Source organism: Idiomarina aquatica, assembly GCF_003987185.1.
GTDB classification, from domain to species: domain Bacteria; phylum Pseudomonadota; class Gammaproteobacteria; order Enterobacterales; family Alteromonadaceae; genus Idiomarina; species Idiomarina aquatica.
Genome location: NZ_PIPS01000002.1, coordinates 111336 through 123769 on the forward strand (window position 1 = coordinate 111336; position 12434 = coordinate 123769).

At 46.4% G+C, this 12434-nt stretch carries 11 protein-coding genes and 2 pseudogenes; 10 read left to right on the top strand and 3 right to left on the bottom strand.

What is annotated here, in order from left to right; all coding sequences use genetic code 11:
* The first annotated feature begins 8 nt into the window (after window positions 1-8).
* The 5 genes from CWE23_RS07380 to CWE23_RS07400 are packed head-to-tail and all read left to right on the top strand — an operon-like array spanning window position 9 to window position 3758.
* Window positions 9-752, top strand: coding sequence for a copper resistance protein B (locus tag CWE23_RS07380; protein WP_105306746.1), 744 nt, complete (start codon window positions 9-11; stop codon window positions 750-752).
* Between the two features lie 26 nt (window positions 753-778).
* On the top strand, window positions 779-1129 hold the full coding sequence (locus tag CWE23_RS07385; RefSeq protein ID WP_011234483.1) for a copper resistance CopC family protein: 351 nt from the start codon (window positions 779-781) through the stop codon (window positions 1127-1129).
* Complete coding sequence (locus CWE23_RS07390; protein ID WP_234972503.1) at window positions 1126-1974, top strand: copper resistance D family protein; 849 nt, start codon at window positions 1126-1128, stop codon at window positions 1972-1974. Before CWE23_RS07385 ends, CWE23_RS07390 begins: the two co-directional genes overlap by 4 nt.
* A 17-nt stretch (window positions 1975-1991) precedes the next feature.
* A complete protein-coding gene (locus CWE23_RS07395) occupies window positions 1992-2426 on the top strand; it encodes a YybH family protein (RefSeq protein ID WP_126819910.1) in 435 nt (144 codons plus the stop codon).
* Window positions 2427-2447: 21 nt separating this feature from the next.
* Window positions 2448-3758 (top strand): APC family permease, encoded by a 1311-nt coding sequence (locus CWE23_RS07400; RefSeq protein ID WP_126819911.1) that lies wholly within the window; start codon window positions 2448-2450, stop codon window positions 3756-3758.
* A 26-nt stretch (window positions 3759-3784) separates the two neighbouring features.
* On the opposite strand, the gene CWE23_RS07405 is transcribed toward CWE23_RS07400, so the two are convergent.
* The 3 genes and pseudogenes from CWE23_RS07405 to cadR form a co-directional block, all read right to left on the bottom strand.
* Window positions 3785-4531 (bottom strand): MauE/DoxX family redox-associated membrane protein, encoded by a 747-nt coding sequence (locus CWE23_RS07405; RefSeq protein WP_100690644.1) that lies wholly within the window; start codon window positions 4529-4531, stop codon window positions 3785-3787.
* Between the two features lie 442 nt (window positions 4532-4973).
* Window positions 4974-5564: pseudogene (locus CWE23_RS13900) on the bottom strand (transposase); the annotation flags it as partial.
* Between the two features lie 90 nt (window positions 5565-5654).
* The gene (gene cadR, locus CWE23_RS07415) at window positions 5655-6062 is read right to left on the bottom strand and encodes a Cd(II)/Pb(II)-responsive transcriptional regulator (protein ID WP_105306742.1); all 408 of its coding nucleotides are present in this window, start codon (window positions 6060-6062) and stop codon (window positions 5655-5657) included.
* A 95-nt stretch (window positions 6063-6157) separates the two neighbouring features.
* Here cadR and CWE23_RS07420 point away from each other — a divergent pair, with 95 nt between their 5' ends.
* From CWE23_RS07420 to CWE23_RS07445, 5 genes and pseudogenes are all read left to right on the top strand, one after another.
* Window positions 6158-7054 carry a cation efflux transmembrane domain-containing protein gene (locus tag CWE23_RS07420; protein WP_105306741.1) on the top strand — a complete coding sequence of 299 codons (897 nt, stop codon included), beginning with the start codon at window positions 6158-6160 and terminating at the stop codon, window positions 7052-7054.
* A 3-nt stretch (window positions 7055-7057) separates the two neighbouring features.
* A pseudogene (gene lspA / locus CWE23_RS13850) lies at window positions 7058-7549 on the top strand (signal peptidase II); the annotation flags it as partial.
* Window positions 7550-8110: 561 nt separating this feature from the next.
* Entirely contained in the window at window positions 8111-8842 is a 732-nt protein-coding gene (locus tag CWE23_RS07430; RefSeq protein ID WP_006956236.1) for a membrane protein, read from the top strand.
* Window positions 8843-8850: 8 nt separating this feature from the next.
* Window positions 8851-10485, top strand: a complete 1635-nt coding sequence (locus CWE23_RS07435) for a PepSY domain-containing protein (RefSeq protein ID WP_241970578.1) — start codon at window positions 8851-8853, stop codon at window positions 10483-10485.
* Between the two features lie 659 nt (window positions 10486-11144).
* The gene (locus CWE23_RS07445; protein WP_241970579.1) at window positions 11145-12434 is read left to right on the top strand and encodes a TolC family protein; all 1290 of its coding nucleotides are present in this window, start codon (window positions 11145-11147) and stop codon (window positions 12432-12434) included.

Sequence of the window (12434 nt, forward strand, 5' to 3'; positions counted from 1 at the left end):
GGACAATTATGTACGGTAAATCATTATTAGTGGGTGCGGCGTTGTTGCCAGGTTTAGCAGTCGCCGGACATGCGAAAGAGGACTGGCCTGAACCCGTCAAAGAATATTACACCGGGCAAGTACTGTTCGATCGGTTGGAGTTAACGCGAACCAACGAGGAAGAGAACCTAGCCGTCTGGGACATGATGGCTTGGTATGGCGGTGACTATCACCGAGCTGTTTTCAAGAGTGAAGGGGAGAATGTTCAAGACGACGGTGAGCCCACTGACTTGGAAAGTGCCGAACTGCTGTATGGATACTTGGTGTCTCCGTTTTGGTCGTTTCAGGCCGGTATTGGTACGCGAGGTACCTTATCGTCGGACGCGTCTATGGAAAATTATGCTGTCGTGAGTTTTATGGGGTTGGCGCCCTATTGGTTCGAAATGGATAACTCGCTGATGGTGAATGAAGAAGGCGACGTCCAATTTGTTAGCGAAACTGAGTACGAGTGGCAGCTCACACAAACATCGTACTTACAGCCTCGCATTGAGTTTACAGCCAACCTGACAGCTTCAGACAAATATGAACGGCAAAGTGGCTTGAGCAACTTGCGTGTGGGGTTGCGTTATCGTCACGAAATCAGTCGTGAGTTTGCACCCTACATTGGTGTTTATTGGAACGGCGCGTTAGGCAACACGGCAGATGAAATGAAACGAATGGGTGAGGACACCACAGAAACAGGCGTGGTCCTTGGGGCCAGAGTTTGGTTTTAATTGATAATAAACAAAGAGGAAACAACATGAAAAACATACTTAAGTTAGCCTTCGGTACCACGTTATTTTTTAGTGCATGGGCCAGCGCTCACGTCGGCCTAACATCCAGTAGCCCGGAGGACGGTGCGACTTTGTCCGAGTCACCAACGGAAATTACGATGAATTTTTCCGGTGATGTTCGTCTGGCTAAAATCATGCTGCACTCAGATGACGGTAAAATGCATCCGCTGGACTTTTCGATGAGCATGACTCCCAAAGCAGCGTACGAAATTGCTGTTAAAAACAATTTGGCGTCAGGTGGTTATACGGTTTATTGGACGGCAATGGGTGGGGACAGTCATAAAATATCGGGTGATTTTAGCTTTGAGGTGAAATGATGACCCTTTGGAGTGTGGCCAGCGTTTTAACGTTGGCCTTTATATTCTGGCTTAACGCGGTGATGACCGCCTCGCCTTATATCGTTTATTTGTCCGGTTTAAAAAAGCAGTCTGAACGAAAGAATAGCCTTGTTGCGTTGCTTCTATTACTGGCAAGCCTTCTGTATTTTTTTCTGAAAGTCGGTAGTTTTGCTGCTGAAGGCTTTGCCGGCATGATTGACACGACCTACATGCAGTTTATATGGACCGGCCCTGTTGGGTTGTTCATCCAACTTCAGATAGCGGTTGCTATTGCTTGGATTGTTTACTCCGTTGTTAAGCTAAAACGTATAAAGTGGGTGCTATATGTTGTCGCCATTGGACTCATGGGATGGAGCTTTTTAAGTATTGGTCACGGCAGTGACGCCGTCTGGTGGGGAAAGCTAGCGCTTTTAACACACTTGTTAGTCGCTTGGGTTTGGTTCGGCAGTCTTAACTCATTGCGAAAGCTGGCAACGTCGGTACCGCTTGCTAAAGCGAAAGCCATTATGGAGCGTTTTGGTGTGCATATGTCTGCAGCGGTTCCAATACTCCTTATTGCGGGCTTGGTTATGTATCGTAGTGCAACAGGGCGATGGATGCCAGAGCTGCCGCTTACGTCGTATGACACGGTACTACTAGCGAAACTTGTGTTTGTGGCGCTGATTCTCCTTGTTGCCGCATTGCATAAATTAAAGTTCGTACCGCAATTAAATGATAACGCGGCCGCCAAGCGACTCAAAAACTCCATAACGGCGGAAATGGTATTGGCTGTCACTATTTTTACCCTGGCCTCTGCGCTAAGCAGCGCGTTTTCCCCCGGTTAATGTAAGGAATAAGAAGAATGAAATTACTTGTGAGTGTTTTTATGGTTTCGGTAATGTTTATTTCAGCGCCCAGTAGCGCCGAAAAACTATCTGAGCCGACCGCTGTGCTTGATGCATTTCGAACTGCTTTAACTGAAGGTGACACGGAGGTCGTTAAAGACGTGCTTTCCGATGATGTGCTTATCTTTGAAGGTGGTGGCGTTGAACGGTCCCTGGCTGAATACAGTGCTCATCATCTTAAGTCAGATATCAAATTTAGCCAGGCGGTTCCTTCCAAGCTGATTGAAAGAACACGATATGAAGTGGCTAGCCTTGCTGTGATCACTTCTCGATATAGTATTTCCGGGGCGCACAACGGGCGTGAGATTGATTTAACGATGAATGAAACTGTAACCGTTTCACATACCCCGGAGTCTGGCTGGAAAATTATCCGGATTCACTGGTCCAACTAACGTCAACCACAGGAGCTGATTATGGCGGAACACGATCACGAACACGGACATCAGGGTTATCAGAAAGGAAGCCTTAGTCTTTGGGGGGCGGTGTCGCTGGGGACTGGTGTCATGATTGGCGCTGGTATTTTTGCACTGACAGGACAAGTTGCTCAGCTAGCAAGAGAGTGGTTTGTACTGGCGTTTGTGTGCGGCGGTATCATTGCCGGTTTCAGCGCCTATTCGTATGTGAAACTGGCCAAAGCATACCCGTCAGCGGGGGGCATTGCGATGTTCCTCAGTAAAGCCTATGGGAAAGGAAGTGTGACGGCAATATTCGCACTCTTGATGTACTTTTCTATGGTGATTAATGAAAGTTTAGTCGCTCGGACATTTGCGTCCTATACCAGTCAATTAATTTCTTTTGAAGCGCAGTGGCTTGTCCCGTTGTTGGCGGTTGGTTTGCTGGTCTTTGCGTTTTTTATCAATATTTTGAGTAATCAGTTTATTCAAGCGTTCTCGTTTTTTATGGCCTTTGTTAAGGCTTTAGGATTGGTGATTTTAGCGGCTGGTGGTTTGTGGGCCTCAGGCATTCAGTTTGAATCGATATCGGCTATTCCAGAAGAAGCTACCGGCGGCGGTATTTTAGCGGGGATTGCTTTAAGCATACTTGCGTACAAAGGGTTTACAACAATAACCAATAGTGGCGGTGAAATTGTTGAGCCCAAGAAAAATGTCGGGCGTGCCATTATTATTTCTTTGATTATCTGCGCGTTAATATATGTTCTGGTCACTCTGGCGGTTGGCTCGAGCCTGTCCATAGATGAGATTGTGAAAGCGAAAGATTATGCGCTTGCTGAAGCTGCCAGACCCGTCTATGGCGAGACTGGACTTTGGGTGACGGTCGCTTTTGCAATTGTCGCAACGGTATCCGGTGTGATCGCGAGCGCGTTTGCCGTCTCGAGAATGTTGGCTATGTTGACCAATATGAAACTTGTGCCACACAGTCATTTTGGGATGCCAGGTTCCATTCAGAAGCACACACTGGTTTACACTATCGTGATGGCTATGGTCTTAGCTGCTTTTTTCGATTTGAACCGAATCGCTTCGCTTGGTGCTATTTTTTATATCGTTATGGACATTGCGATCCACTGGGGGGTATTGAGACATCTTAGACAAAAAGTGAATGCCAATATTTACATACTTGTCAGCGCAATCACGCTAGATGTCATCGTTTTAGCCGCTTTTATATGGGTGAAATGGACAAGCGATCCGCTGGTTATTTGGGCGTCTCTTATCGGTATGGCATTGATTGCCGCTGGTGAGATTTTGTTTTTACGTAAAAAGCGTTAAGAAAAAGAGCGCATAGCGCTCCTTTTCTAGTTCATTGTAAAAAACATCCAGATAGCCATAGCGACCATCATGAGGTTTTCAGTGAGCGAAATGAAGCCTAACGGCACATTACTTGAGCCACCGACACAGGCACATTTTAGCTCACGTTTGTCGACATAAACGGCTTTAAAAACGGAGACAGAACCCACGATGCCTATGAATAACGCAATAGGGATGGAAATGACATGAGCAAATTCCGCTGCCATTAACAGACCCGCCAAGCCTTCGGCGTAGGGGTAAACACGGCCATAAGGCACCCATTTTTTGGCGAGAAGATCGTAGTTGAGAAACATGGTAGAGAATTTCTCTACGTCCTGGAGTTTGAGCAAGGCCAGAACCACCATCGAGAAACTGATGAACCACTCGATGGTTTGTCCGGTAAATGCGCGACCAAAAGACAACCACGACGTGGCTACGGAGAGGAGCGCTGTCATAATAAATAATGCAATAACGGGTCGGTAACTGGTTGCGTCAGGGTCAGGAAGAGGTTTTCCAAGAAAGGCTCGAACCTCTTCGTACCCACCGATGCGTTCATCACCAATAAACACTTGTGGAGTGGTATCGACGTTGTGTTTTTCCTTGAATATGTCGGTTTCCTCGCGGCTTTCCAGTAGGTTGTCGTCCACATCGTAACCGTTGGCTTTAAGTAAGTGCCGGGTTTTTAAACCGAAAGGGCATTGGTGGTCAGGTGTCGACATTCTGTAAAGCGTGGCTTTTTTAGTTGATTGACTCATAGCCAAGTTCCTTACGTAAAAGTTATGTATTCGTGTACGCATTATAGTCGGTAAAAGATTAAAAGCATCAATAATCAGAAGAGGGTAAAAATTCATTAAAAATGAAAAATTATTTTTATTTTGAAAAAAGTGGACAACTTTTTTTATAGCTTTTCTAGTCATCTTGAAGAGCTTATTTTAAAAGATTATTGATACATGAGGATAACTCTAAGTTGAATATACAACCGCTATAGACTTTGCTATTAAAGGGTTTTTTATACTACTTTAATCGTTTTTAGCTTGACTAAAATTCTGAGGTTTCTATTCTGAGAGTTGTATAAACAACTTAGGTGGCAGTACGAAGTCTAATCGGAAAGTAAAATAATTATAATCTAATCGAGGTGACAAAATGCAAAAGTTACTTAAGCGGCGTTTTTCAAGGTAGTTGACACTTTTTTCTCGTTTAAGCAGCCTGTTTTTCTTCCTGCTTAACTGGCTTTTTCTCAGGGTTTAATGTTGTTGGCCCGACTGGCTCACAATTGCGTACATCGCGCTTACCCCATCGACTTGGATTTGCTGCTTTTGCAGCCTCCATGCCCCGTTTCCGTTGAGCCAAGATGGCTTTGTCTTGGCTGGTGTGACGTTGATGAGGCGTCACAAAGTTTAATTGACTGTGTTTGTGCTCGTAGTTGTACCAGCGTGTGAACTTTAACACTCACTGTCGTGCTTCATCGAGGCTCTTAAAGCCACTTGATGGCCATTCTGGCCGGTATTTGCAGGTTCTAAATAGCGACTCTGCAAACGGGTTGTCATTACTTACTCGCGGGCGGCTGTATGAGGTGGTCACACCTAGCTCATATGCTTTAGCCCGCTTCGTCTGTGACTTCATCGGCGCACCATTATCAGAGTGCAACACTAAGCCTGTGTGTAAGCAGTTTTCACGCAACAATGTGCGTTGTAAGAGTTCAGCCGCGAGCTCGCCGGACTCCTGCTCGTGAACTTCATCACCAACGATTTTGCGACTAAACAAGTCTTCGAGCATGTACCAATAATAAAGGGTATACGGATTAAATGGTTGATCTTACCTTTGCATGAGAGTGAGGCAAACCGGCATCTCATCGGATTATCTGGTTGGCACTCCAACCTACTGCTGATGCATGCTTCCCTCGCTAATTCCAGCAAGAACCCCACACGCCTTAACTTCCCGGTCATCGTTGCAACGCGCTCTTAGTGAAACGAGTTGTTTCTCAAGCGCCTGTAGAGCGGTTATCTGCGAGCGCACATGAGAGATGTGATCATCGAGCAAGGCATTGACAGCGGTACAGGACTGATGAGGGGCGTCCTGATAGCGCTTTAGTTCGTGAATTTCTGCCAGTGACAGATCCAGGATGCGGCAGCGACGAATAAAGGCCAGCCGCTCAACGTGTTTCTCGGTATAGACACGGTAACCGTTCTCCTGCCGACCAGGCGGCGGCAACAAGCCCTGCCGTTCGTAGAAGCGGATCGTCTGTGTATCTACCCCTACTGACTGTGCCAACTGACCAATACGCATCGGGTTCCTCCGCAACGGATTCTCTACGCTATTGACCTTATAGCGACTATATAGTTTTAAATGAAAACCCGATCACATTCAAGTGGAGTCATACCATGAGTAAAAACTGCGGAGGCCCCTGTGGCGACCATGCAAGGCCTGCGGCGGATACCGATATGCAGGCCTCCTCCGATGCGTCGGGGGAATGGGTCAGTGTTTATGCCGTGCCGAAGATGGACTGTCCATCAGAAGAGCGCATGATTCGCCTGGCCCTGAACGGCGTTGAGGGGATTCGGGCACTGTCCTTCGACTTGTCGAACCGCCGGTTGAAGGTCGTGCATGACGGTGACGTCGAGCCCGTCACCGCGAAGCTGAAGACCTTGGAGCTAGGCGCCTCGCTTCAGGAAAGCGTCGCTGCCGATCCGGAGACCATCAAGGCGGCCGAGTTCTCGGCAGCCTCTGCCACGCAAGAATCCGGGACTCTGCGCTGGTTGCTCGGCATCAATGCGCTCCTTTTCGTAGTGGAAATGACAGCCGGCCTGATCGCCCAGTCCACCGGCCTGATTGGAGAGTCCCTGGACAATTTCGCCGATGCGGCCGTGTACGGGCTCGCACTTTATGCGGTTGGACATAGCGTGAGAATGCAGCTACGTGCCGCGCATGTTGCTGGTGTACTGCAACTGATCTTGGCTGTGGGCGTACTCATAGAGGTGGTGAGACGCTTTGTATTCGGTAGTGAGCCTGAATCGCTGGTGATGATGGCTATCGCATTCGTCGCATTGATTGCCAATACCAGTTGTCTGCTGCTCATATCCAAACATCGGGAGGGCGGGGCGCACATGAAGGCAAGCTGGATATTCTCGGCCAACGACGTGGTGATCAACCTGGGGGTCATCACCGCCGGCGCCCTGGTCGTGTGGACCGGTTCCAATTATCCGGATCTAATTATCGGCACCATCGCGGGGCTCGTCGTGCTTAACGGTGCCAGGCGCATTCTGGCGCTCAAGGGTTAAATAATGCTCATTATTGGCAAAAAGCTCTCGCCGTACGCCCTGTTGTCCATATCGGGCCTGCTGGCAACGTCTGATCAAGCTGTAAAGTGGCTGGTGCAGCAATCAATGGCCTATGGCGAGTCTGTTTCGGTGACCCCGTTCTTTAACTGGGTGCACCTAAGGAACACCGGTGCCGCATTCAGTCTTTTTGCGAATGGTGGAGGCTGGCAGCGCTACTTTTTTATCGGGATCGCGGTGGCGGTCTCGATTTTTCTGATCAAGCTGATCCTTGAAAATCGTCATAAAGGAGAAGCCATCGCTTACAGTCTTATCCTCGGTGGCGCCATGGGCAACCTGATTGACCGGGTCTTTCGTGGCTATGTTGTGGATTCCTTTGATTTCTATTGGCGAGACTGGCATTGGCCGGCCTTCAACCTGGCTGATATTGCAATTGTCCTCGGTGCCTTACTTTTCGTTTCCGGTAGCTTTTTGGGTAAAAAAACAAACACCAATGCCGCAACTGAAAATGTGTCGGGTATTGATACGGCTTTGTTTTATAACACCGAGCTGCTGGGTTGGAAAAGTGACTTCAGTTGGAATGTCAGTTACCTAAATGAGTATACATTTGCGCCTTTCGTTGGTGCGGATGAAATTGAGTATGCCGGATATATTACTGGCGGTAGAGGGAGTTATACGCATTGGCGTTCAAACGCTTCGGGAACCTTTATGAAACAGGACTGGCGTGTACATTACTCCGTCCAGTACATTGGACCTGCCGATGACATTAATGCTGCTCCGGGAGATATTGGAGCCCGAGCACCCAGTGTTTTCTATCATAACGTGCAGGGAACTTATTTCGTAAATTCAAAACTGAGCGTGACTGGCGGTGTTAATAACCTTTTTGACAAAGAACCGCCTTATATTCAAAGTTGGACGGACGCCAATACTGACACTATGACATATGACTTGTTAGGCCGTCAGTTATATCTGAAGGTACGTTACAGCTTTTAAAGACTAGACTGGCTGTCGCTTTTCCCTGGGAGCGGCAGCTTTTTTTTATTAAATTTGAGGTAGGGTATGACTCAAAAGAAACGCTCCAGTAGCTGGCGAGTTTGGCATCGTTGGCTATCTTTGATTTTTGGCCTGCAAATGGTTATTTGGACAATCAGTGGCGCTTACATGGTGTTCTTCGATTTGGATTATATTCATGGTGATCACTTAGTTCAGGATATAAGCCAGCCAATACCGAAAGGTGTTGAAATATCAAGCTTAAATGACCTGTTGAGCCGCTATCCAGAAACACGAAAAACGTCGTTAAAAAGCGTATGGCTGAATCAGAAGTTACAGCCGGTGTATAAAATAGAGAGTAACGAGGGAGCGTTTTTAGTTAATGCGGAGTCGCTGCAGCGTATTGATATAACCGAACAACACATTAAAGAGTTAGCGAATCAATATTACACGAAGGATCCCGACGCTATTGAATCGGTCGTTTACATGACTGATAACCCACCAACAGAAGTGAGTGGTGCTTTGTTACCGATTTGGCAGGTAAATTATGACGATTTCGGTAATACCAGTCTGTATTTATCTGAAACGACCGGGGAGCTTTTGGTAAAGCGACATACGTTTTGGCGGGGGTTTGATATCGCCTGGATGTTACACATAATGGACTACGACGAGCGTGTGGATATCGAGACCTGGTGGTTAAAGGGCTTTATTATCGGTACGTTTATTTTAATGATAACGGGCACTGTCCTGCTTTTTTATACGATTACGTTTAAGAGAAAATCGACTGGGGGTGCTCAATGATAAGGTTTATGCAATGGCTTCATCGTTGGGTGAGTTTGGTTTTAGTGATTCAAGTCGCTTTGTGGCTAGTGAGTGGGTTATTTTTTAGCTTAACCGGACATCACGGAATGTCAGGCCACCAATATATGGTCTCAAAAAACTCTGAACCCCCACTTAAAAAAATAGCGCCTCAAATCGATGTTACTGAAATGCATCAACGATTCCCCTTAGCTCACTCCATTGAACTGGTCAGTGTTGCCGGGGTAGGTCAGTATCAGGTGTCTCTGCCAGATGGACGTTTGCTTTACTTCAACGCAGATACCGGTGAACGGTGGTCTACGGACCAAGCTTTGGCGACTCAGCTAGCGCTGAATAGCTACAATGGACCGGGCCAGGTTGAAAGGGTTGAAAGAGTCAAGGGAAGCGATGAAGTGAATGGCTGGAATGCCTCAGGGTTCCGCATTGATATCGAGGATGATCTTAATACCCGAATATATATCGATGAAGCGTCATCCCGGGTTGTGGAACATCGTAATACGCCATGGACAATCGCTGACTGGGCGTTTCGTCTGCACTTTATGGATTACACGGGCGGTCGAAGTTTTAATCATCTATTGATATGGAGTGCTGGATTATTCGCTCTTTGGTTTTCATTATCCGGTTTAATTCTCTTAGGCCGAAATATTACTAACGGTGACTTTAATCCAAAACGTAAGAAAACGTGGCTAGAATATTTTCAGCAGAAAGGGCAACCAATTGCGAGTAATTGTGGCGGAGGCGGTACCTGTGGGTTATGTAAAGTGACACTGCAAGGCAGCAATATACCCAGCCCGAAAGCAGCTGATAAAGCGTTATTGAGCGCCAACGAATTAGAAGCAGGAACGCGCCTATCTTGTCAACACAGAACGTCATCCAATTATGACGTTAAGCTGCATAATGTCGGAGTCGATGATATTGCTTTAACACTCGATTCAAAGCGTCAACTGACTCCATCCATTATGGAGCTTACTTTTGTAAGTTCAGAGCCCGTTAATTATGAAGCCGGGCAATTTATGCAGTTTCGTATTCCACACTTAAACGAAATATTGTCACGACATTACTCGGTTGCTACGCGGCCTCACCCGACTCGATTTGTGTTTAACGTACGACAACTGCCCTCGCCAAGTGAAGGGGTGCCCCCAGGCATCGGTTCAAACTACTTGTGTAATTTAGAGCCTGGCGCTCATGTCGATGCTATTGGACCATTTGGTGACTTTCAGCTGACGAAACAAAATAATCACACGCAAGTCTTTATCGGAGGCGGCGCCGGTGTTGCACCGTTAAGAGCGTTAATACAAAGTGAGTTAGCAGCAGATTCTCCTCGTCGTTGCATATTCTTTTACGGCGCACGATATGAAAAAGAGCTCTGTTATAGAAACGAGTTTGAAAGAGAAGAGCGGTTAACTTATATACCTGTTCTTTCTGAGAGCGCCAAGTCGGATGACTGGACTGGACCAACTGGTTTTGTGCACGAAACCGCAATGAAGTGGTTGGCCGGCAAAAACAAAGAAACATTAGATATTTACGTGTGTGGTCCTCCGCCGATGCTAGAAGCAACGTTAAAGTCTCTTGCTGACTTTGGCGTTCCGCGAGAACAAGTAAGGTTCGATGACTTTGGGATTTAGCGCGTAAAAATGCCTGAATTAAAGATGAATCTGGGTGGTGATATGGGAGCTGTATTATCACTTAGATTCATTACCTAGTTATGGCTACTTCTTTTAATCGGTTGATCTTTATCAGACAAAGAGATATTATTTTAACATGTTTTTACAGTAAAGCTTCGCATGTATCGTTTAATCATTGCCCTACTGCTATTAGCAGTAACAACAATGTCATTTTCACAAACTATCAGTACGGAAAAGGCATGTATGCACGATCCTACTGAGCAAGTTTGCGATCTTGCAGATTGCGAAGTGTCACATTCTCTTACCGATAACTGTTGCTCTGATTCAATGATGCGTCATTGTTACAGCCTGTCAATTACTGTCGTTTATTCTGAGCAATCGACGGTTCCGCCTGTTGATAAGCTGCTTTTTAACGCAACCTCATTCTTAGATACGAATATTAAAGAAAAACACTCACTCTCGCTTTTTCGCCCCCCAATCCACTCTTAAAAATACGAAATTTCTCGCTCCTGGCGCGTTTATCGTCCAGGTAAAAGCACAGCTATAAGCTTTGGTTCGGTCATTGTCGTTACGACGTCGTTCGTCGTCCTCGTTACGGTCCGACTCATAACTTGAGTCTGTGTTTAATTTAAAAATTCACAGTTTTTGAGAGTAACAATATGAAACTTTTAAGAAGAATGGCTTATTTAAGTGTTCTGACTGCAGTGGTGCCAAATGTCGTTAATGCACAAGAGCCGCTTTTGAATTTGCAAGAAGCAGTGAGTATCGCTGTACAAGAAGATCCTTGGTTAACGGCAAGTAAGCAAACCCAAGAAGCATTCGCGAGTGAAGCAATAGCCTCTTCCAGTTTGCCTGACCCTAAAATATCGCTCACGGCTGCCAGTTTCCCGGTTGACAGTTTTAGTTCAAGACAGGAAGGAATGACCCAGTTAGTCGTCGGTGTTTCACAAACATTTCCCAGAGGAGACACATTATCGTTGTCTCGTAAGCAGAAAAACCAATTAGCTCAAAAACAACCGTTTTTGAGAGCGGATCGTATTGCAAAGGTCAAAACAACGGTCACGAAGTTGTGGTTAGATGTTTTTTTCTCTCAGCAAAGTATTCGCTTGATTGAATCGGATAGAGCGCTTTTTGAACAGTTAGTGTCAACCGCTAAGGCGAGTTATACCAGTACCGAGGGAAAAGCACGGCAGCAAGATGTTATTAGAGCCCAACTTGAACTTACACGCCTGGATGATCGGTTGACATTACTGCGACAAAAAGAGGAGCGACTTCAAAGCGAACTGTCGGAATGGATAGGTGTTATAGCGAAATCAAGGTTACCGGATGACCTTCCGAGTCTTACGCTGAAGAAGACATTGCTATCACCTTCGACAATACCGAAACAAGCCTTGTACGAATTGATAAAAGAACACCCGGTTTTGCAAGCGACCGATCAAGACATTTTGGCGTCGGAGACGTCTGTCGAGCTCGCTCAGCAAGGTTATAAACCGCAATGGTCAGCCAATCTGAAATATGGCCATAGAAACGACGATCCAAGCGGCAATGACCGTGCCAACTTGCTGTCAGCCGGGGTTACGTTCGATGTCCCTTTATTTACTGATAACAAACAGGATAAGCAGGTACGCTCAGCAAAGTTTAAAACGGAAGCAAAAAAAACTGAGAAGTTATTGGTTGCCAGGCAGTTAATAGCCAATTTACGCAGTACGTTTTTACAACTGAACCGTTTGAATGAACGTGCTGCCCTATATCACGAAGAGCTACTTCCACAAATGTCCGCCCAGTCTGAAGCCGCATTGACTGCCTACAACAATGATGATGGCGACTTTGCCGAGGCGGTACGGTCACAGATTGCGGAAGTCAACGCAAAAATTGATGCATTAGCAATCGCCATCAACCGCCAAAAATTGATTGCCGAAGCAAACTACTTATTACTTTCAGGAGTGTAA